Below are 21,770 nucleotides of genomic sequence, written 5' to 3' on the forward strand. Positions count from 1 at the left end.
CTAGCCCACCGCCCTGAGGCCGGGGCCGCCCGGCTCCCGCCCGGCGCCCGGGCCGGTCCAGGGCACCGGGCGGACAGCGGTCGGGCGCGCGCCGGTACCCGTCGGATCGGTTTTCTGGCCCAGCCGCAGGGTCGCCCGCACCGGACGCCCGGGGCCCCGCGCCGTGACGGTCAGTTCCCGGTACCGCAGCCGCCCCCGACCGGGCCGCAGCCCGTGCCACGCGGACCCCTCCGGTTCCAGGACCAGGTCGGCCCCCGGCCACGGGGTCGCCCCGTAGCCGATCAGCACCCCGCCGCGCTGCCGGGCCCGGGCCGCCAGCCGGCCGGCCAGCCGCGCCGGCACCGCCCCGCCCGGGGCCGCCACCACCACGTCGAACCCGTCGAGCAGCGCGGAGACGGCCTCGGGCCAGCTCGCGCCCGGCCGGGGCACCAGGGCGAGGCGGTCGAGGACCACCCCGGCGTCGGCGGCGGCGAGGGCGCTGAGGCCGGGGAGGCCGATCACCGCGCACCAGGCGCCGGCCGCCGACGCCCCGGCGAGGAGTTCGATCAGGAGACCGGTCGAGCCGGTGACCGACACGGTGCTCCCCCGGCGCAGGCCGCCGGGCAGCAGGGCCGCGCACCGGGCCGTCACCGGGAGTGTCCGCGCGCCGGACCCGCCGTCCGCGTCGGGGGCCGTGGTCGCGGTCCGCACCGCGCCGGCCAGGGCCGGTGAACGCAACAATTCGGTCACCACCGCACGTCGGGGGTCGGCGCCGGGACCGTCCCCCCGGGGCACTGCGACGGCTCCGCCCACCCTGCACACCCCCAACAACAAACACCCAGCTCACCGGGGGTACGAAGTTCTCCGCTCCCCTCGACTATCGCACACTAGTACGAAACTTGTGGGCTCAGGTGAGGTAAAAGATCACAGGGGTTCGGCCGCCAAGAGAGCGCCCACGGGACACTCCCGACCAGCGCGGCCCACGGGGGTGCCGGGCCGACATTCCGGCCCCGGCACGCGCGCCGGACGAGGGGCCCGCGATCGGACAGCATCCACGTCCGACGATGTCATGGCGGGCCCGGGGTCAGGCGGCGTCGAGGTCGAGCATCCCCGCCCGGTGCAGATACCCCCGCGCCGCCGCCACCGCCTCGGGGGTCGTGTCGAACACCCGCCCCGCCACCCGCAACCGGGCCAGCACCCCCGTCGACTCCAGCGCCCGGGAGTGCGCGGCGTCGATGCCGGACACGTACACGGCGATCCCGAGGCGTTCGAGGCGCTCGACGGCGTCGCGGAGTACCCGGGCGCCGGTGCCGTCCACCGTCGTGACCCGCGACAGTTGGAGGATCAGCACCCGGACGTCGGGCACCTCGGACAGTTCCGTCAGGCACCGGTGCGCGGCGGCGAAGAACAGCGGGCCGTCGAGCCGGTACGTGACGATGTGTTCGGCGAGCAGTTCGCGGTCCCGGTCGGACAGGTCGAGGGGCACCTGTTCGACCCGGACGGCGCGGGCGATGGCGCTGATCGCGAGCAGGCAGGCGACGACGAGGCCGATCCCGACGGCGGAGACGAGGTCGAGCGCGAGGGTGGCCACGGCGGTCAGGGCCATGATCAGGGCGTCGGCCTTGGTGGACCGGGCCAGGACGGCCAGCGAGCCGACCTCGACCATCCGGATCGCGGTGGCCAGCAGGACCCCGGCGAGGGCGGCGAGGGGGATGTGCGCGACGAGCGGGGCGGCGGCCAGCATGATCAGGGCGAGCGCGGCGGCGTGGGTGACGGCGGCCAGCCGGGAGCGGGCCCCGAACCGGACGTTGAGCGCGGTCCGGGCGATGACCCCGCTGTTGGGCAGGCCGCCGAAGAGCGGGGTGACGAGGTTCGCGACGCCCTGGCCGAAGAGTTCGCGGTCCGGGTCGTGCCGGGAGCCGACCGTCATCCCGTCGGCCACGGTCGCCGACAACAGGCTCTCCAGCGCGGCGAGGGCGGCGACGGCCCCGGCGGCGGTCAGCAGCGCCGGTACCGCCGAGGGGTCGAAGAAGGCCAGCGACGGCGCGGGCAGCGTCGACGGCAGCGCCCCGATCCGGGCCACGTCGGTCCCGGCGACCTGGACGTAGAGGGTGGCCGCGCCGACCGCGAGCAGCGAGAACGGCACCCCGGGCCGCCACCGGCCCCCGACGAGCATCACGACCACGACGAACGCCGCGATCCCCAGGGTCGGCCAGTGTGGCCGGTCGAGGAAGGCCTGTAGCGCGTGCCACGCCCCTACGGCCACGGTCTCCTGGTGCGAGGCGCGGACCCCGAGCGCGGCGGGCACCTGCTGCAGGAAGATCACGGCGGCGATCCCGACCGTGAAGCCCTCGACGACGGGGGCGGGCACGTAGCGCGCGAACCGGCCGGCGCGGGCCAGGGCCAGCCCGACCAGCGCGAGCCCGGCGAGCACCCCGACGGTGAGCACCCCGCCGGGGCCGAACTGGTGCACGATCGGGACGAGGACCACGGTCATCGCGCCGGTCGGCCCGGAGACCTGCAGGTGCGAGCCGCCGAACAGGGCGGCGAGGATCCCGGCGACGATCGCGGTGGCCAGGCCCGCGGCCGCGCCGAGCCCCGAGGACACCCCGAAGCCCAGCGCGAGGGGCAGGGCCACGACGGCGACGGTCAGGCCGGCGAGCACGTCCCGGCGCGGTTGGCGGCGCATCGCGGCGAGGTCGGCGCGGGCCGGCAGCAGCGCGCGCACCCGCGCCCAGCCGGCCGCGCCGAAGGCAGCCCCCCGCGTTCCCGCCACCGACTCTCCCCCGTCACTCGGCGTAGTCGATGCCCCACATTGCCCCGGAGGCATCTTACCTAGAGTAATGGTGAGCCTACCCTGAGTGGAGCCATTCACGACTCGCCGGGGTCTTTCCCCCAACACGCCGAGTACCCATCCCGGGAAAGGCTCTTGATCTGCGGCTCTTGATCTAAGGCGCAGTGGCCCGCTGAGGGTGAATCTGGCAAGCATCGCGGGGAGCTGCTAGGGCAGCGCCCTGCGGCTCCCCGCGATGCGCCGTCCAGATTCGTCCTCAGCGGGTCCCATCAGGTGCGGAACGGACCCGTGATCTCATACGTGATGCCCCCGGAGCTGGAGCCGCTCGTGCCGCGCTGCGAGGAGAAGTACATCCGGTTGCCCGCCGGCGTGAACGCCGGACCGGTGAGCTCCGACGAGCTCTGCCCGTTGACCCGCAGGAACACCGACACCGTGTCGTCCGGCGTGATCACGCAGATCTCCAGGTTCCCGCCGTCCTCGGCCACGTACAGGTCGCCGAACGTCGAGCCGGTGACGTTGTCGACCCCGGTCAGCGGGGCGGGCCCGGGGTTGACCAGGCCGTCGTCGTAGGCCAGCTCGTAGGTGCCCGACAGCAGGTTGAGCTGCCACACCCGGTTGTCGCCCTTGGTGGTGAACCAGACCTGGTCGTTGGCGTAGTGGCAGCCCTCGCCGCCGTTGAACTTCTTCGCGCCGGAGACCTGGCTGCGGGTGGCGGTCGGCGAGCCGTCCGGGTCGGGGATGTTCGCCCAGGTGAAGGTGCCGGACGTCGCGGTGCCGGCGACCAGGACCTGGAGCGTGCCCGAGGCCAGGTTGCCCCAGCTGTTCGGCAGGAACCGGTACAGGCAGCCGTTGGTCTCGTCCTCGGTCAGGTAGATGGCCTGCCGGACCGGGTCGGCCGCCGCGGCCTCGTGCTTGAACCTGCCGAGCGCCGGCCGCTGCACCGCCGCGCCGCCCCACGGGTCGGTCTCGTACACGAAGCCGAGGCTGACCTCCTCACACGACAGCCACTTGTTCCACGGCATCTTGCCGCCGGCACAGTTCTGCCGGGTGCCGGACAGCACCGAGTAGGCGCCGGTGATCGTCGCGCTGGAGTTGAACCTGAGGGCCGACGCGCCGCCGCCCGGGTTGATCTCCGAGTTGGACACGTAGATCCACCCCGTGCCGTCGGCGAAGACCGCGCCGCCGTCGGGGGCGTTGTGCCAGGTGTAGGACGTGCCGGACACCGTCTGGCCCGAGCGGGCCACGACCCGGCTGGTGAAGCCGGCGGGCAGCTGGATGCCGTTGGCGTCGGCGGCCCCGAGCGCGCCGTAGGGGCCGGGGGCGTTCTGCGCGGGCGCGGCGTGCGCGGCGGAGCTCCACAGGGCTCCGGAGAAGGCGACAGCGCCGCCGCCGACGACGGCGGTGCGGAGGAGAGTGCGACGTTCCACGATGGACCTCCCGGTATGGGCGAGCATGGGGGTGGCGTGCATCACGCTAGGTAGGTGCCACCGTCCATCGCGAGAACAAATACATGAACACCAAGTGCATCATTTTTTACGCTGCGTTACTGGCTTTTGGGGGTCGGCACCAGGAGGGGCAGGTCCGAGGCCCGCCCCTCCCGCGCCGGGTCAGCCGAAGACGTCGATCCGGTCAACCAGCATGTACGTGCCCGAGCGTTTCACCGCCCGGAGCGTATGGGCGCCCGGGGCCAGGTTCCGCCGGGAGTACACGACCTGTTGGGACAGCCGGGTCGGGTTCGTGGTGTCCACGGTGGCCGCGAGCACCCCGTCGAGGTAGAAGTCGACCAGCCCCTGGTCGCCGTACTTCTCGGTGCGGAAGTCCACCCCGGTCCCCGTGAACGTGTACGACACCGCGTCGCCGTTGGTGGTCGTGTAGTGCACGTCGGCCTGGTAGTCGGCGGCGTACGTGCGCCCCGAGCTGACACTCCACCCGCCGGTGTACGCCACGCCGGGCGCGTTGTCGTTGAGCACCGTCGGCCCCGTACCCGTCGGATGGAGCTGGCTCGCCGGCACGATCTGCTGCGGCGTGTTCGGGCTGGACCACAGCAGTTTCGCGGTCGCCTCGCCGCCGTTCTCCGTGTGCTCCATCGTGATCGCGTACCGCTGCCCGGCCGTGAGCGTGATACTCCCCTTGTCCACGGTCGCCCCGTGCGGGGTGGTGTTGTTCACGAGCAGCTGCCCGTCGACCCACAGCTTCACCGTGTCGTCGGACAACGTGGCGAAGGTGTACTTCTCGCTGAACCGGGGCTCGACGAACCCGGTCCACCGGCCGGAGAAGGTGTCCGTGGGGATGCCGGGCGCCGGGGAGCCGTCCTCGCGCCAGTTGTAGTTGACGCCCCTGTCGACCCGGGTCACGGCCGGCGTACCGCTGAAGGTGCTGTTCGCCCAGAACTGCGCGGTGAGCCCGGTGCCCGTGCCGACCGGCGCGGCGGCCTGCGGGGTGATGTCCAGCTCGATCACCGTGGCGATCGGGTCCGGGGCCGCCCCGGTGGGCCGCAGGTCGAAGCCGTCCCCGGCGGCGGTCACCGGCACGGCCGCCCCGGTTCTGCGGATCTTCGCGCCGGTCACCCCGAACGGGGCCAGGGCGCTCAGGTGCAGCGCCGCGCCGCCGGTCGGCCAGGTGTACACCGAGGCGTAGAGCTTGTCGCCGTTGCGGCTGACGACGCCCCAGGAGGGCTTGGAGACCAGGCCGGTGTAGCTCGCGCCGTACACGGCCGGGCCGTTGGCGGCGAGCCAGTCGCCCATGCCCCTGAGCCGGTCGACCGAGGTCTGCGGGATGACGCCCCGCTCGTCCGGGCCGACGTTGAGCAGGTAGTTCCCGCTGCTCGCCGCGATGCCGACCAGGTTGCGGGTCAGCTGGGTGGTGGACTTGAAGTTCGTGTCCCAGGCAGCGAACCCCCAGGTGCCGTTGATCGTCATGCACGACTCCCAGAGCTGGGCGTCGGTCGGGGTCGCCGGGATCTCCTGCTCGGGGGTGCCGAAGTCGCCGTCGTTGACCCGGCGGGTACCGACCCGGTTGTTGACGATCGTGTTCGGCGACAGCCCCCGGACGTACTCCTCCAGCTTCGTGCCCTCCGCGGCGGTCCACGGGGCCTCCCACTCGCCGTCGAACCACAGCTCCGCAATGTCGCCGTAGTTGGTGAGGAGTTCCCGCAGCTGGGCCTTCATCCGGGTCAGGTAGGCCTGGTAGTTGGCGCTGCCCGGCTGGGCGTCGGGGTCGTGCCAGTCCCAGATCGAGTAGTAGAACCCGAGCTTGACGCCCTGGGCGCGGGCGGCCGTGGCCAGCTCGGCCAGGATGTCGCGCTGGAACGGGCTGCGGTCGTGGATGTTCCAGGTGTTGACGGCGGTGGGCCACATCGCGAAGCCGTCGTGGTGCTTGGCCGTGATCACGATGTACTTCTGCCCGCCGTTCTTCGCCGCGCCGACCACCGCGTTCGCGTCGAACCCGGTCGGGTTGAACGTGGCGGCCTTCGCCTCGTACTCGTTCCACGGGATCGCGCAGGTGCGCCTGATCCACTCGGCGTCGCGACACACCGTGCCATTCGACCGGGTGTACTCGCCCCGGTACGCGCTGTACAGGCCGAAGTGGATGAACATCCCGAAGTGGTCCGTCCGCCACCACTGGGTGCGGGCGGAGCTGAACGGGTCGTCGGGGGCGTGGTTGTCGCCGGGCGCGGCGTGCGCGGGGGCGGCGGCGAGCAGGACGAGGGTGAGGGAGAGGGCGCTCAGGAGCGCCAGGACCGATCTGAACCGCATGACGGCCTCCGGGGAGAGATCCGATGACCACGCTATAGTGGCGATGATAACCGTCGATGTCAACGGGAGGTTACCGGGAGATTTCGGCCTCAGTGGACAATGCCGGGTCGAAGAGATCCGATGTCAAGGGTGCCCATCGCAGGACGGCGCTCTGGCGGCCCGGCACGCCCGGAGGAGGTCCGCGGGCGCCGGCCGGCTCGGGCCTCAGCCCCGACCGGAGGAGTCCCGCGGCCCGGCCCGCGCCGTCACCCGGCGCCGCGCGCGACCGCCCGGCGGGACGCGCCCGGCCTGCGCGTGTCGACACGCCGTCCGACCTCGCCCTGGCACCATGCGACACGACACCCCAACACTCTGTGTCTTTGCATGGCGCGTTCCACTAGATGTAGTGTCATGCCGTTGTTGGTGCACAACCCCGCCAGGGGACGTGCGGCAAGAGGGAACCCGGTGCGACTCCGGGACTGCCCCGCAGCGGTAAGTGGGAACGACCGCCGTCATCGAGCACTGGAGCGATCCGGGAAGCGACGGCCAGTAGGCGCGAGGACCATGCCCACGAGTCCGAAGACCTGCCAATGACGCGCGCACGGGAGCCGTGCGCGCATGTCCCGGGCCTCGTGGGCGGGCCCCGGCGGACAGCGGCCCCGTGCGTGCCGCCGTCGCCGCCTGCCCCGGAGTCCTCGTCTTTTCGGGTGGGAGAGCGATGACCGCAGTGCTGAACACGCCGGCCGAGGCAGTTTCCAGGGCCGCCGAGGGCCTCGCAGGGGTCGACCCCGGCCGGGTGGTACCCAACCCGTGGCCGGGCGCGACGGAGGCAGAGCTGCGGATCCGGGCCATCGAGATGGCCGCCGCCCTGGTCGCCGAGGAGCCGGCGTACTCGCGGCTCGCCGCCCGGCTGCTCGCCACGCACATCGCCGCCGAGGCCGCCACCGAGGGCGTGACCTCCTTCTCCGGGTCGGTGGCCGCCAGCCACGCCGCCGGCCTGCTCGCCAACACGATCGCCGGGTTCGTCGAGCGGCACGCCGACGAGCTCGACGCCGTGATCGACCCGGCGGCCGACGACCGGTTCGAGTACTTCGGCCTGCGGACCGTCTACGACCGGTACCTGCTCCGGCACCCCGAGACCCGCCGGGTCCTGGAGACCCCGCAGCACTTCTTCCTCCGGGTCGCGTGCGGGCTGGCCGAGTCCGTGGCCGAGGCCCGGGAGCTCTACGCGCTGATGAGCACCCTGTCCTACCTGCCCAGCTCCCCCACCCTGTTCAACTCCGGCTCGCGCCGCCCCCAGCTGTCCAGCTGCTTCCTGCTCGACTCGCCCCGCGACGAGCTCGAATCCATCTACGACCGGTACGCGCAGGTCGCGCGCCTGTCGAAGTACGCGGGCGGGATCGGCATCTCCTGGTCGCGGGTCCGCTCGCGCGGCTCCCTGATCCGGGGCACCAACGGGCACTCCAACGGCATCGTGCCCTGGCTGCGCACCTTCGACTCGTCCGTGGCGGCCGTCAACCAGGGCGGCCGGCGCAAGGGTGCCGCCTGCGTGTACCTGGAGACCTGGCACGCCGACGTCGAGGAGTTCCTGGAGCTGCGCGACTCGACCGGCGACGAGGCCCGGCGTACCCACAACCTGCATCTCGCCAACTGGGTGCCGGACGAGTTCATGCGCCGGGTCGAGGCCGACGCCCCGTGGTCGCTGTTCGACCCGAAGGAGGTGCCGACGCTGACCGACCTGTGGGGCGACGCCTTCGACACCGCCTACCGGGCCGCCGAGGAGGCCGGGCTGGCCGTCCGGCAGATCAGCGCCCGCGACCTCTACGGCCGGATGATGCGCACCCTCGCCCAGACCGGCAACGGCTGGATGACGTTCAAGGACCAGGCCAACCGGACCTGCAACCAGACCGCGAAGCCCGAGAACGTGGTGCACCTGTCCAACCTGTGCACCGAGATCCTCGAGGTCACCAGCGACGGCGAGACGGCCGTGTGCAACCTCGGCTCGATCAACCTGGCCGCGCACTGCGGCCCGGACGGCATGGACTGGGCCGCCCTGGACCGCACGGCCCGCACCGCCGTGACGTTCCTCGACCGCACCATCGACCTCACGTACTACCCCACCCCCGAGGCCGCCGAGACCAACCGGAAATGGCGGCCGATCGGCCTGGGCGTCATGGGCCTGGCCGACGTGTTCTTCCAGCTCAAGCTGCCGTTCGACTCGGCGGAGGCACTCGCGCTGTCCACCCGGATCGCCGAGCGGATCGCCCTCGCCGCCTACGACACGTCCGCCGCGCTCGCCGAGAAGCACGGCGCGCACCCGACCTACGCCGACACCCGGGCCGCCGCCGGGGTGCTGCACCCCGACCACTGGAACGCGGCCACGTCCGCCGACTGGGACGCCGTCCGGACCCGGGTCGCCCGCAGCGGGCTGCGCAACTCGCTGATGGTCGCCATCGCGCCCACCGCCACCATCGCGTCGATCGCCGGCTGCGCCGAGTGCATCGAGCCGCCGGTGTCCAACGTGTACAAGCGCGAGACGTTGTCCGGGGAGTTCCTCCAGGTCAACAAGTACCTGATCAGGGATCTGATGGGCCGTGGGCTGTGGACCCCCGCCCTGCGCGAGGCGATCCTGCGGGCCGAGGGCTCCGTGCAGGACCTGGACCTGCCGGTCGACGTCAAGGAGCTGTACCGCACGGCGTGGGAGGTGCCGCAGAAGGCCCTGATCGACCTGGCCGCCGCGCGCACCCCCTTCATCGACCAGTCCCAGTCGCTGAACCTGTTCATGGCCACCCCGACCATCGGAAAACTCTCCTCGATGTACGCCTACGCGTGGCGCGCCGGGCTGAAGACCACCTACTACCTGCGGTCGCGGCCGGCCACCCGGATCGCGCAGACGACGGTGAGCAGCGTGCCGACCATCGGGCCCGACGCGGACGCCGTGGCCTGCTCCCTGGAGAACCCCGAGATCTGCGAGGCGTGCCAGTGACCGCCACCGCCACCTCCGGCCAGCCGGCCGCTCCCACCTCGGACAAGGACCACCGCATGCTGCTCAACCCGGGTCTGGACCTGACCCTGCGCCCGATGCGCTACCCCGACTTCTACGAGCGCTACCGGGGCGGCATCCGCAACACCTGGACCGTCGAGGAGGTCGACCTCACCGGCGACCTGCCCGACCTCGCCTCGCTGTCCGCCGGGGAGCGGCACCTCGTCAACCGGCTCGTCGCGTTCTTCGCCACCGGGGACACGATCGTGTCGAACAACCTGGTCCTCAACCTGTACAGGCACATCAACGCCCCCGAGGCCCGGCTGTACCTGTCCCGGCAGCTGTTCGAGGAGGCCGTGCACGTCCAGTTCTACCTGACGCTGCTGGACACGTACCTGCCCGACGACAAGGACCGGGAGGAGGCGTTCTCGGCCGTCGAGCACATCCCCTCGATCCGGGAGAAGGCGCAGTTCTGCTTCCGGTGGATCGACTCCCTGCACGATCTCCAGGAGCTGCGGACGAAGGACGACCGGCGCAAGTTCCTCCTCAACCTGATCTGCTTCGCCGCCTGCATCGAGGGCCTGTTCTTCTACGGCGCCTTCGCCTACGTCTACTGGCTGCGCTCCCGCGGCCTCCTCGACGGCCTGGCCACCGGCACGAACTGGGTGTTCCGGGACGAGTCCATGCACATGGACTTCGCGTTCTCCGTCGTGGACGTGGTCCGCGCCGAGGAGCCCGACCTGTTCGACGACGACCTCGGCAAGCAGGTCGTCCTCATGCTGGAGGAGGCGGTGGAGGCCGAGCTGGCGTTCGCCGAGGACCTGTGCGGGGACGGGCTGGCCGGAATGACGGCCACCGACATGCGGTCCTATCTGGAGTACGTGGCCGACCAGCGGCTCGCCAGGCTGGGGCTGCCGGCGCGCTACGGGTCGGCGAACCCGTTCCCGTTCATGGCGTTGCAGGACGTGCAGGAACTGGCGAACTTCTTCGAGCGCCGGGTGACCGCGTACCAGACGGCGGTCGGCGGCACGGTCAGCCTGGACGAGGACTTCTGAGCCGCCGGCGCCTCTCACGCCGGTGAGGGGCACCGATCTCCGCGCGGGGGCGTCGGCCTCCGCGCGGAGACGCCCGGCTCCAGGTCGGGCGCCCAACTCCGGGACGGGGCCAGCTCCGGGCGGGGCGCCTAGCGCAGCTGGCCCAGGCGGTACATCCCGACGGAGACCCGCAGACTGTTCACCAGGGCCGCGCCCGCCCCGGTGTCGGCCAGCTCCCCCACCAGCCCGTCGTGGACCCGGACCTGCTCGTCCACCCGCGCGTCGACCGCCTCGCGCGTGACCGGCGCGCCGCCGGGGTCCGCCAGCAGCAGCGCGTTCAGCGTGCCCTCCCGCCGGTGCCGCTCGACGGACCGCAGGTCGTTGGCCAGCCGGATCGCCCGGCACGCCGCCCCCAGCGCCGGACCGAGGCGGTCGAGGGTGTCCGCCGACCGGCCGCCCAGGAGCAGCAGCAGCGCGAGTGCGAAGCTGCGGTAGTTGATGCTCCGGCTCGCGAACTCCAGGTACTCCGGCACCGTCGGCCGGGGCTCCGCGCCGGCCGCGACCCGCCGGCTCAGCAGCGCGTGCGCCAGGCTGCCGGCCGCGTCGTCGCGCAGCGCGGCGGACAGCCGGGGCAGGACGACACCGCCGCGGTCGTGTTCCCGCAGGTCGGCGACCAGGTCCGCCAACGTCTCCACGAGAACGTCCCCGTCGTGGCGGACGGGGACGTCCGGACCGTGGAGCGCCCGGTCAGGGCCGGATACCGCCAGCGCCCGGCCCACGCTCGCCTCCACCGCCCGGAGCGCGTCGACATCCGCCGCCGGATCGTCCATCCGGTTGTCGAACAGGAACGTCCACAGGCTGAACCGGACCAGGAGCTCGAGCCGTTCCACCCCGAGGCCGGGGGCGATGGCCGCCACCGTGAGGGCGAGGTTGTCGCACAGCTTCGGCCCGGAGACCCCGATCCGGGCGAGAGCCCACTCCCGGTTGTCCGCCGCGACCCGGGCCGCGTCGGCCTCGACCACGGGCCTTTCCCCGACGGGTACCAGCGACAGGACGGGGTTCATCGCGCACTTCCTTCCTGGGGGCGTGTCCCTCACGCAGCGGAACGGCCCGGCGGGCACCTGTCCGGTCACATCGTCGCTCATCCGGGGTCCCCGCGCCGACCGGCGTGGACGATCCTTGCCCCACCCGTACCCCCATGGTCGCGCACTTGATCGTGGGGCGTCGGATCCGTCCCGGCCGGTAGGGTGTGCGCCATGGAGTTCCGGCTGCTGGGTGCCATCGAGGCCCGGCGGTCCGGCCAACCGGTCCACATCGGACAGCGCCGCGAACGCCAGCTCCTCGCCGCCCTCCTGCTGCACCCCGGCCCGGTGCCCACCGACCGCCTCGTCGCCCTCCTCTGGCCGGACACCCCGCCCCGCGACCCCCGCTCCGCCCTGCACGCGCACGTCTCCCGGCTCCGCGGCGCCCTGGCCACCGGCGGGGTCCCGCTCACCCTCGACCCGCGCGGCTACCGGGTCGAGGCCACCGACGTCGACGTCCACCGACTCCGGGCCCTGCACGACCACGCGGTCGGCGTCCCCGACCCGACCGAACGGTCCCGGCTGCTCCGCCAGGCCCTCGCCCTGGACCGGGGCCCGCTGTGCGGCGCCGACGCCACCACCAGGCTCCGGGCACTCCTGCCGGGCCTCGACGACCTGCTGCTGTCGGCCCTCGAGGCCCGGATCGAGGCGGACCTCGCCTGCGGCCGGCACCGCGACCTCGGCCCCGAACTCGCCGCCCTCACCGCCCGGCACCCGCTCCGCGAACGCGCCGCCGAACTACGGATCCGCGCCGCCCACCGCACCGGCGACCGCGCGGGCGCCCTCGCCGGCTACGAACGGATCCGGTCGGCCCTCGCCGAGACCCTGGGCCTGGACCCCGGCCCCGAACTCCGCCGCACCCACGCCGCCGTCCTCCGCGAGACCCCCGCCGACTGGCCCACCCCCGCCCAGCTCCCGCCCCGGATCACCGACTTCACCGGCCGCACCGCCCAGCTCGCCACCCTCGACACCCTGGTCGCCTCCCCCGGGCCGGACACGCCCGCCGACGCGCTGGTCGGCTCCGGCCGGGCCGTCGTCCTGCACACCATCGCCGGCGTCGGCGGGGTGGGAAAAACAGCCCTCGCCGTGTACTGGGCCCACCGCGTCCGCGCCCACTTCCCCGACGGCCAACTGCACATCAACCTGCACGGCTACTCCGCCGCCTCCCCGGTCACCCCGCTCGACGCGCTGTCCCGGTTCCTCCGCGCGCTCGGCGTCGCCCCCGAGAACGTCCCCACCGACGTCGAGGAGGCCACGTCGCTGTACCACAGCCGCCTGGCCGGCCGCCGGGTCCTGATCCTCCTCGACAACGCCGGCCACCCCGACCAGGTCCGCCCCCTGCTGCCCGCCGACCCCGGCAGCCTCGCCCTGATCACCAGCCGGGACCGGCTCGCCGGCCTCACCGCCCGCAACGGGGCCCGCCGGCTCAACCTGTCCGTCCTGGAACCGGAGGAGTCCGTCCGGCTGCTCGGCGCGATCCTCGGGCCGGACCGGGTGGCCGCCGAACCCACCGCCGCGGCCCGGATCGCCGAGCTGTGCGGACACCTGCCCCTCGCGCTGCGGATCACCGCCGCGCACGTGGCCGACATGCCGGGAGCGTCGCTCGCGGAGCACGCGGGGCGGCTCGGGAGCGGGGTGCGGATCGACGCGCTGGAACTCGCGGACGATCCGTCGGTGTCGGTGCGGGTGGCGTTCGGGCACTCGTACGCGGCCCTGGATCCGGAGAGCGCCCGGGTGTTCCGGCTGCTGGGGCTCGTGCCCGGGCCGGACTTCACGCCGGAGGCTGTCGCCGCGTTGACGGGGACGTCGGTGTTCGCCGCCCGGCGGAGCCTGGACCGGTTGGCGTCGGCGCACCTGGTGGAGGCGCATCCGGCGCACCGGTACGCGTTCCACGACCTGATGCGGGAGTACGCGGCGGGCCACGGGGCGGCCGACCCCGACGCCACCCGGTCGGTCGAGCGACTGTTCGACTGGTACCTGCACAGCGCGGCGGCCGCCGACGAGCACATGGCCCAGACTGCCGGGCGGATGGTGCCGCTGCCCCCACCACCGGCATCCGTGACCTGTCCGGTCTTCTCCGATCGGACAGCGGCACTCGCCTGGCTGGACGCCGAGCAGGCCAATCTCCTGTCGGTCGTGCACGATGCGTGTTCCCGTGGTGCCGGTCTCACCGCACTCGTCCTCTTTGACTGCATCAGCGGGTTCCTGCACCTCAGGCGCGCGTGCAACGAAAGCCTCACGGCGAGTCTCGCGGTGCTGTCCGCGACCGCCGGTAGCGGGGAACCAGGTGTTCGGGCGTCGGCGCACGAGGCGGTCGGGGTGGGCTACCGGATGATCGGCTCGCACCAGGAGTCTGTTCCCCACCTGGCTGAAGCGCTCTTCTGGCTGGACAGGACAGACGACCTCCCCAACCGGACCCGCGTTCTCTACAACCTCGGACGGTCCCTGCGCCTGACCGGGCGGATGGAGGAAGCTCTCGCCCGCTACCAGGAGGCCTTGACAATCTGCCAGGAAGGCGGCATCCGTGACTTCCGGATATTCACGGTGACCAGCCTGATCAGCGAGGTACTCCGCCTGCTGGGCCGGCAGGACGAGGCGTTGGTCCGGGGAGTCGACGCGCTGTCGCTCGCGCAGGAACACGCGGCCGGCCACGCGTGCTACACCCACGAGATCCTCGCCACGATCCACCAGGATTCGGGCCGCTACGAAGAGGCACTGGAACATGCGCGCAGCGCGTTCGCCTCTGGGCGGACCCATCAGGAACAGCTGATCGAGCCACACGCGCTGAACGCGATGGGTACGGCCCTCGCCGCTCTGAGCCGCTTCGACGAGGCCCATCAGGCATTCGACGCCGCATGGCAGTTGACGCACACGGCACACAGCCCGGAAGCCGAGGTGGAAACCCTGTGCGGACTCGCGGGCCTCGACACCCGGGCGGCCGCGTTCCCACGGGCCACGGAGCGGGCCCGGCGCGCGGTGGACATCGCCCACCGCTGCGTGAACGTCGTCGGCGAGGGCCGGGCCCGCGCGACCCTCGCCGAGGTGCACCTGTCAGCCGGTGACCTCGACCTCGCCGCCGCGGAGGCCCGCCGAGCCCTCGCGATCAACGAGTCCACCGGCCACCGCCTGGGCGAGGCCCGGAGCCTCCGGGTCCTGGGCCTCGCGACCGCGGACCCCGAACTCACCGCCCGCGCCCACGGGATCCGCGCCCGGATCGGCGCCCCACCCGACCCGGCCTAGAACGCCGTCCCGGCGACCCCGACCCCGCCTAGAACGCCATCCCGGCGGCGAAGTCGCACAGCGCCAGCCGGTCCGCGTGCCCCAGCTTGGCGAGCAGACTCGCCACGTGCTTCTCCACGGTCCGCGCCGAGATGAACAGCCGCTGGCCGATCTCGACGTTCCCCAACCGCTCCGCGAGCAGCAGCAGCACCTCGAACTCCCGCACCGTCACCCCGCTCTCCCGGAGCGGTGCGGGCACTCCCTCCCAGCCCTGGCGCTGCTGGGGCACGGAGGCCCCGGCGCGGCGCAGGAGAGCCCGGCACGCGGCTCCGGCGGTGCCGAGCCCGGCGCGGTGGAAGTACTCCGCGGCGGTGCGCGCCCACGCGGCCGGGTTGCCCCAGCCGCCGTCCAGCCCTTCCTCAGCGAGCATCCGGAGCACGAGGGCCCGGCCCAGCGGGAAGGGCTCACCGACATCCTGGGACTCGGCCACCGCCAGCTCCGCGGCGAGGTGGTCGCCTGCCCGGGCGTGCAGCACCGCGCGGGCCGCGACGACGAACTGTCGGTTCCACCTGACCTGACCGGCCATCGACGCCGCGACGGTGTCGTGCTCGGCCCAGCCGGCCTCTCCGTCCAGGGCTGCCAGCAACAGCCCCATGCCGAAGGAACCCGACAACGTGTGCGCGGTGGGGAACCGTTCCTCGCGTCGCCGTGCCTGGTCGATCTTCGCCCGGCACCCGGCCCGGTTCTCCTCCACGAGTTCGTAGAACCCTTCGGCCATCCCCCAGGCGAGCGACATGTAGTGGGTGTCCTCCCCACCGGCGCCGACCAGGTCCGCGAGATGTGCCTCCATCTCCTGACGTTGCCCCCGGTGCGCCGCGGACACCGCGCTGATCGCGGACACGAACCTGCTCACCTGTCGCAGGCGGAGCCGTCCCGCCAGCTCCCCGCACGGCTCCGCGATCGCCCGGGCCCCCGCGTAGTCGCCGTGGTGTACCGCGAGCCAGGCCAGCAGCACGTCCGCACTGCACACCGTGTGCAACGCACCCAGCCGCGCCGACTCCTCCCTGGTCTGAACGAGTCGGCCCGCGCGGGACTGGTCGAGGAGGTCGTTGGCCCCGAGGTAGCTCAGCGCCGTCACCCGCCAGACCGGCAGGTTGTGTTCGTCGGCGAGATCCAGCATCCGTTGGAAGACGGATTCGGATTCCGCCATGCTCCGCCGTCGGGCCGCGATCCCCATGACCTCCAGGGCCTGACACCCCACCTCGGGAAGGGGGAAACGGAGAGCGTCGTCCAATGCGCGCTGCGCCAGGCCCTCAGCCTCCCCCACCCGAGGGTCGTCGGGCACGTCCTGCAGGATCCGGGCTTCGATCACGTCGATGGGGGCACTCCGGCCGGGAGCCGCGTCGGGCCCCAGCAACCGACGCGCGATCGCCACCTGGGCGAGGCCGTCCCGCCAGCGGCCCGCCACCGCGGCGGCCTCGGCCATCCGGGTGTGCAACGCGGCGAGACGCGCCCCGTCGAGGTGCCCGGCCAGTGCTTCGAGATCCTTCTCCATCTCCAGGGCCCGCTCGGTCTGTCCGGACTCCGTGAGGGCGGTCAGCAGCGGTTCCAGGGTCTCGGCCCGCAGCGCCGGGCTGAACCAGCCGAAGGACAGCGTTCGCGCCTTCTCCAGCAGGGTGACCGCGGAGGTCGGCGCGCCGTCGGCGAGCGCACGGCGGCCGGCCTCGGTGAAGAGGCTGGCGGCGGCGGGCTCGTCCCCGGTGGCCAACTTGAGCTGGGCGAGACTCTGGCACCAGTCGTCGTCGAGCGAGGGGAACAACACCTCGATCGCGGCGGCCAACCTACCGGCCAGAGCGGCCCGCTCGGAGGGCAGCAGCGGCGCGAGCAGCGCGTCGGCCGTGAGCGCGTGCCGGAAGGCGTACCACTCAGGGCCCTGGTCGTCCGGCACGATCAGCTGCGTGCGGACGGCGGTGCTCAGCACCTGGCGCAACTGCCCGACGTCGACCCCGGTGGCCCGCTGCACGACCTCGACGGAGAAGCGGCGGCCGAGGGCGGCCGCACTGCACAGCAACGCGTGGCCGGCCCCGCCCAGACGTTCCGCCCGCTCCGTGATGCTCACGACGACAGTCGTGGGCACCTTCGTCGTGACCGAGCCGTCCACCGCCCACAGCCGCGCACGACGGACGAGATGCCCCGCGCCCACCAGGCCGGCGAGCAGTTCCTCCACGACGAACGGGTTCCCGTCGCCGTCCCGGCGGACCTGGGAGGTGACGACCGGCGGCACCGCTTCCGGACTCGACTCCAGGCAGTGCGCGATCAGTTGACCGACGGCCTGGTCGTCCAGCGCGCCGACCTCGATCACCTGCGCCATGCGCCGCCGGAGTGCCGACTCCACGAGGTCGCGGGCCGGCCCCAGCTCGGGACGGCTGGTGCCGATCAGCAGGACGGGAAGTTCGCCGAGGTTGTCGATCAGGTACTCCACCACCGCCAGGGTCTCGGGGTCCGCGTCGTGCAGATCCTCCAGGACGATCAGGCAGCCGGCCTCCCGACTGGCGACCGCCAGCAGCCGGAGGATGGACTCGGCGAGTACCAGGACGGACTCGCCGCGGCGCGCGTCGCCCTCCTCCTTCCACTCGGGAATCAGACGGCCGAGGGCCGCGCGGTAGGGCGCCAGCTCCGGCTGGTCCGGTACTCCGACCACCCGGACGAGTGTCAGCACCGCCTCGGCCAACGGTCTGAACGGCACGGAGGGGGCGGCGGTGCTGGTGCGTCCGTGACACACCAGCACCCCTTCCGCCCCTGCCAGGCGTTGCAGTTCAGCTGCCAGCCGGGACTTGCCGATGCCCGCCTCGCCGACGATCAGAGCGGTCTGGCCAGCGCCAGCGCGGGCCTCCGTCAACATGTCGGTGAGGCGGCGCAATTCGGCGTCCCGGCCGAACAGCACCGAGGAGACGAGCCTCATGCTCGCATTGTGCCCGGGGTGCGGGGTTCCCCGGTCGTCGTGACGAGGATGATCAGGCCGTCACCGCCGAGCCACGGGTCCAGCACGATCTCCCCGGCGGGGCTACCGCCCTCCCGGTACTCCGGGTTCTTCCAGCCCCACACCAGTTCCTCAGCGCTCATGGTTTTTCTCCTTCCGCCATGGCGTCCCCGATCAGTTTCTCCTGGGCGAGAAGGTCGTCGGGGCCCATGGCCGCTATCTTCTGGGACACCCGGACCAGATGCGGTTCGGGATAGACGTCGCGAACCCTCGCCCCGACGCCGGTGAACAGGTCGCGGCTGCCCGGTCGGCTGGTGAACACGGGTACGTCCCCGGCCCACAGCTCGCGCAGCTCGTGGTGGATCAGGTTCTCGCGGAAGGCGTCGCCCGCCGAGAGGGCCCACAGGTGGTCGAGGATCCGGTCCCGGTCGAGCGCGTCGCGCAGGACGTCGGGGTGGGTGGACTCGTCGAGGAGCATGGCGTAGACCCAGGTCGGGCGGATCACGACCCGGGTCTCGTCGTCGGCGAAGGTGGCCAGCAGGGTCAGGAGCTCGGCCCGCGCGGCCACGAGCGTGGTGTAGCCGAGGCGGAAGCCGGCGAGCAGGTCACGGGTGAAGGAGCGGGCGTCGACGGGTACGCCGTCGCGGACCGGCCGGTTCCGCGCGCCCCGGGTCAGCAGGGTCCGCCGGTCGATCCGCATCGCGTCGGTGCCGGGGTCGGCGAGCACGGCGGCCTCCGTCGGGTAGGGCGCGCCCTCCGCCCCGCCGAGCCCGCTCAGGTCGAGGCCCGCCATGGGCAGCAGGCCGGTCTCGTCGACGGCGCCGGTCCGGTGCGGCGGGTGGAACAGGGCTTCGAGGTCGATGAGGACGGGTTGGTCCCCGCAGGCGATCAGGTTCTCCAGGTGGAAGTCGACGCCGTCGAGGGCGTACACGAGGGCCAGGAGGGCGCCGAGCCGGCGGTAGTAGGGGCCGGGCGGGCCGGGGAGGGGGCGGTGTTCGACGAACTCGGCCCAGCCGTGGGTGCCCCGGTCGAGGACGCGGGGGGTGAGCAGGTCGAGGCCGGTACCCGTCGAGGTGGTCGTGTCGTTGAGCCAGCGCACGAGGTCGTGGAAGTGGATGTCGACGGCGAGGGAGCGGGGCTTGTAGACCAGGCTGCGGCCGTCGGCGAAGTGCAGGATCGCCACGGTCCGCCCGCCCCGGTGCGCGTCGCCGCTGCCGGTGTCGACGGCGACGCACGGGCCGGGGTCGACGCCGTCGAGCAGGGTGGCGACGAGGGCGGGGCGGTCGGCGCGCAGCCGGTCGAGGAGCTCGGTGTACGCGTCGACGGCGTGGTCGGTGGCCTGGACGAGCAGGCGGGCCAGCACCGGGTACTCCTCGAGGAGCCCGGTGAGGGTCTCCCGCCGGGTGACCTGCCGGACGAAGCTGGCGAACCGCTCCTGCGGGGTGTCGCCGTCGAGGCGGCCGGTGACCCGGGCGACGTTGAGTTCGAGGACGAGGGTGCGGCAGGCGATCCGGGTGAGCGTGTCGGCGAGGGTGCCGGTGAGGCCGGTGACCAGCGCGGTGCGGTCCCAGAGCGGGGAGTCCGGGATCCGGGCCAGGCAGCGTTCGCGGGCGGTGGTGACGAAGGGCGCGAGGATCGCGGCGAAGCCGGCCTGCCAGGCCGCCCCCGCTGCGGCCGGGGCCGGGGAGTCGGTGCCACCGTCATCCGGAGCTGGGGAACCGCCGTGACCGGCGCCGGAGCCACCGCCCCCGGCCAGCGCCTCCGCGAAGTCGGGGGCCGTCTCCAACAGGGCCGTGACCGTCACCGACCACCGGGGCCGCGGCGCCCGGGCCGCCAACGCGTCCGGCGCCTCCGCGAGCAGGGCCAGCACCCCGGTCTCGTCGAGCCCGACGGCCGCGAGCCGCCGGGCCCACTGGCCGGTGTCGGCGAGGTCGTGGGCGGCGCGCCACCGGTGGAGCCGGCGGGCGGCGCGGTCGGGCACGGGGGCGGCGGGGGTGGGCGGGCCGGACAGGGCAAGCCGCTCGGCCAGACTGAGGCCGCTCACCCATGGAGTCACATCAACATTCTGCGGCGGGGAGCCGGTCAGCGCCATATCTCGCACCAGCCGGATGAAAGATCCTTTTTGGTAGGACCACCCGCCCCCAGATTCCCGCGCGGTCCCCCCATATTCACCCGCACGCGTTGCGGGGCGCTGACCTGTGGGATTGACTCATTCCAAGCCACTCACATGGCTGATCGGGATGGATCCGCCCCAACACGGTGCCATCCCGGGGCCCCAGTGGGGGTGCGGCTCCTGGGACCGGGTCGCACCCCCACTAAAACCTTTTTATGGGTACTTTTTCGGGGTACTTTCTACAAGTCGCGGAATGTCTCGATTCGCGCACCCAAAAGGTTCAGTCGCTGGGCGAGCTGCTCGTAGCCCCGGTCGATCACGTAGATGTTCCGCAGGACGGACGTCCCCTTCGCGGCGAGCATCGCCAGCAGGATCACCACGGCCGGGCGCAGGGCGGGCGGGCAGATCACCTCGGCGGCCGACCAGTGGGTGGGGCCCTCCACGTACACCCGGTGCGGGTCGAGGAGTTTGACGTGCGCGCCGAGCTTGGTGAGCTCGGTGAGGTAGATGGCCCGGTTCTCGTACACCCAGTCGTGCACCAGGGTCGAGCCGGAGGCCACGGCCGCGATGACCGCGAAGAACGGCAGGTTGTCGATGTTCAGCCCGGGGAACGGCATCGGGTGGATCTTGTCCAGGGGCGCGCGCAGGGTGGACGGCCGGACCGTGAGGTCCACGAGCCGGGTGTGCCCGTTGGCCGCCGGGTACTCCTCGCTCCGGCTGTAGTCGAGCCCCATCTCCTCCAGGGTGGCGAGTTCGATCTCGAGGAACTCGATCGGCGCCCGGCACACGGTGATCTCGGAGGAGGTGACGATGGCGGCGGCGATCAGGCTCATGGCCTCGATCGGGTCCTCGGACGGGGCGTAGTCGACATTGCGGTCGAGGTCCGCCGCGCCGTGCACGGTCAGGGTGGTGGTGCCCACCCCGTCGACGGTCACGCCCAGTTCGCCGAGGAAGAAGCACAGGTCCTGGACCATGTAGTTCGAGCTGGCGTTGCGGATCACGGTCACGCCGGGGTGCCGGGCGGCGGCCATCAGCACGTTCTCGGTGACGGTGTCGCCGCGCTCGGTGAGGACGATGGCCCGGGTCGGGACCACGGCCCGGTCGACGTCGGCGTGGTAGAACCCCTCGTGCGCCTTCACGGCCAGCCCGAACGGCCGCAGCGCGGTCAGGGTCGGCTCGATGGTCCGGGTGCCCAGGTCGCACCCCCCGGCGTACGGCAGCTCGAACCGGTCCAGCTCGTGCAGCAGCGGACCGAGGAACATCAGGACGCTGCGGGTCCGCCGCGCCGCCTCGACGTCCATCGTGCTCAGGTCCAGGACGGCCGGCCGGGTGATCTCCAGGTCGTTGTCCTCGTTGAGCCAGCGGGTCTTCACCCCGATGCTGCCGAGCACCTCCAGGATCCGGTTGACCTCCTCGATCCTGGCCACCTTGCGCAGGGTCGTCCGGCCCTTGTTGAGCAGCGACGCGCACAGCAGGGCCACCCCCGCGTTCTTGCTGGACCGGACGTCGATGCTGCCGGAGAGCTGCTGGCCGCCCTCGATCCGCAGGTGCATCGGTCCGGTGTGCCCGATCGAGATGATCTCGCTGTCGAGGGCGTCGCCGATCCGGGTCAGCATGTCGAGGCTCAGGTTCTGGTGGCCGTGCTCGATCCGGTTGACCGCGCTCTGGCTGGTGCCCAGCGCCTCGGCGAGCTGCGCCTGGGTCCAGCCGCGGTGCTTGCGGGAGGCACGGATGAGACCGCCGATGCGGCGCAGGTAGTCATGCACGTCAGACATGACGGCGACCTTATCTCACAGATGACGTTGCGTGCGGCCCCCTCGTTCGGCGTGGCACGGATCCGGGAGCGGGAAAT

At 72.6% G+C, this 21,770-nt stretch carries 12 protein-coding genes and 1 riboswitch; of the genes, 3 read left to right on the plus strand and 9 right to left on the minus strand.

The features are described 5' to 3' along the window. The 4 genes from PT931_RS14715 to PT931_RS14730 form a co-directional block, all read right to left on the minus strand. Positions 1–729, minus strand: coding sequence for a hypothetical protein (locus tag PT931_RS14715; RefSeq protein ID WP_456246299.1), 729 nt, complete (start codon positions 727–729; stop codon positions 1–3). A 334-nt stretch (positions 730–1,063) separates the two neighbouring features. After that, entirely contained in the window at positions 1,064–2,755 is a 1,692-nt protein-coding gene (locus PT931_RS14720) for a SulP family inorganic anion transporter (RefSeq protein WP_456246300.1), read from the minus strand. Between the two features lie 287 nt (positions 2,756–3,042). Continuing rightward, positions 3,043–4,200, minus strand: coding sequence for an alkaline phosphatase PhoX (locus tag PT931_RS14725; RefSeq protein WP_456246301.1), 1,158 nt, complete (start codon positions 4,198–4,200; stop codon positions 3,043–3,045). A gap of 180 nt (positions 4,201–4,380) precedes the next feature. Continuing rightward, the gene (locus PT931_RS14730; RefSeq protein WP_456246302.1) at positions 4,381–6,528 is read right to left on the minus strand and encodes an alpha-L-fucosidase; all 2,148 of its coding nucleotides are present in this window, start codon (positions 6,526–6,528) and stop codon (positions 4,381–4,383) included. Positions 6,529–6,911: 383 nt separating this feature from the next. Further along, a riboswitch (cobalamin riboswitch) is annotated at positions 6,912–7,113 on the plus strand. A 112-nt stretch (positions 7,114–7,225) separates the two neighbouring features. On the opposite strand from PT931_RS14730, the gene PT931_RS14735 reads away from it, so the two are divergent. Then, the gene (locus PT931_RS14735; RefSeq protein WP_456246303.1) at positions 7,226–9,493 is read left to right on the plus strand and encodes a ribonucleoside-diphosphate reductase subunit alpha; all 2,268 of its coding nucleotides are present in this window, start codon (positions 7,226–7,228) and stop codon (positions 9,491–9,493) included. A 56-nt stretch (positions 9,494–9,549) separates the two neighbouring features. After that, a complete protein-coding gene (locus PT931_RS14740; RefSeq protein WP_456246330.1) occupies positions 9,550–10,545 on the plus strand; it encodes a ribonucleotide-diphosphate reductase subunit beta in 996 nt (331 codons plus the stop codon). 128 nt (positions 10,546–10,673) lie between these two features. On the opposite strand, the gene PT931_RS14745 is transcribed toward PT931_RS14740, so the two are convergent. Continuing rightward, positions 10,674–11,588 carry a terpene synthase family protein gene (locus PT931_RS14745; protein WP_456246304.1) on the minus strand — a complete coding sequence of 305 codons (915 nt, stop codon included), beginning with the start codon at positions 11,586–11,588 and terminating at the stop codon, positions 10,674–10,676. A gap of 192 nt (positions 11,589–11,780) precedes the next feature. On the opposite strand from PT931_RS14745, the gene PT931_RS14750 reads away from it, so the two are divergent. Then, positions 11,781–14,846, plus strand: coding sequence for a BTAD domain-containing putative transcriptional regulator (locus PT931_RS14750; RefSeq protein ID WP_456246305.1), 3,066 nt, complete (start codon positions 11,781–11,783; stop codon positions 14,844–14,846). 28 nt (positions 14,847–14,874) lie between these two features. Here the strand turns inward: PT931_RS14750 and PT931_RS14755 are convergent, their stop codons facing one another. The 4 genes from PT931_RS14755 to PT931_RS14770 form a co-directional block, all read right to left on the minus strand. Beyond that, entirely contained in the window at positions 14,875–17,787 is a 2,913-nt protein-coding gene (locus PT931_RS14755) for a helix-turn-helix transcriptional regulator (protein WP_456246306.1), read from the minus strand. Next, entirely contained in the window at positions 17,784–17,948 is a 165-nt protein-coding gene (locus PT931_RS14760) for a hypothetical protein (protein ID WP_456246307.1), read from the minus strand. The genes PT931_RS14755 and PT931_RS14760 overlap by 4 nt, the downstream gene beginning before the upstream one ends. Further along, positions 17,945–19,861, minus strand: a complete 1,917-nt coding sequence (locus PT931_RS14765; RefSeq protein ID WP_456246308.1) for a type 2 lanthipeptide synthetase LanM family protein — start codon at positions 19,859–19,861, stop codon at positions 17,945–17,947. Before PT931_RS14765 ends, PT931_RS14760 begins: the two co-directional genes overlap by 4 nt. Before the next feature lie 296 nt (positions 19,862–20,157). Beyond that, positions 20,158–21,693: a helix-turn-helix domain-containing protein gene (locus PT931_RS14770; RefSeq protein ID WP_456246309.1), complete on the minus strand. Its 1,536-nt coding sequence runs from the start codon at positions 21,691–21,693 to the stop codon at positions 20,158–20,160. Between the last annotated feature and the right edge of the window lie 77 nt (positions 21,694–21,770).

It is taken from the genome of Longispora urticae, assembly GCF_053902585.1.

Coding starts and splice junctions, on each gene's coding strand:
- PT931_RS14730 (WP_456246302.1), bottom strand. CDS start 6,528: ATGCGGTTCAGATCGGTCCTGGCGCTCCTGAGCGCCCTCTCCCTCACC.
- PT931_RS14735 (WP_456246303.1), top strand. CDS start 7,226: ATGACCGCAGTGCTGAACACGCCGGCCGAGGCAGTTTCCAGGGCCGCC.
- PT931_RS14740 (WP_456246330.1), top strand. CDS start 9,550: ATGCTGCTCAACCCGGGTCTGGACCTGACCCTGCGCCCGATGCGCTAC.
- PT931_RS14745 (WP_456246304.1), bottom strand. CDS start 11,588: ATGAACCCCGTCCTGTCGCTGGTACCCGTCGGGGAAAGGCCCGTGGTC.
- PT931_RS14750 (WP_456246305.1), top strand. CDS start 11,781: ATGGAGTTCCGGCTGCTGGGTGCCATCGAGGCCCGGCGGTCCGGCCAA.
- PT931_RS14755 (WP_456246306.1), bottom strand. CDS start 17,787: ATGAGGCTCGTCTCCTCGGTGCTGTTCGGCCGGGACGCCGAATTGCGC.
- PT931_RS14760 (WP_456246307.1), bottom strand. CDS start 17,948: ATGAGCGCTGAGGAACTGGTGTGGGGCTGGAAGAACCCGGAGTACCGG.
- PT931_RS14770 (WP_456246309.1), bottom strand. CDS start 21,693: ATGTCTGACGTGCATGACTACCTGCGCCGCATCGGCGGTCTCATCCGT.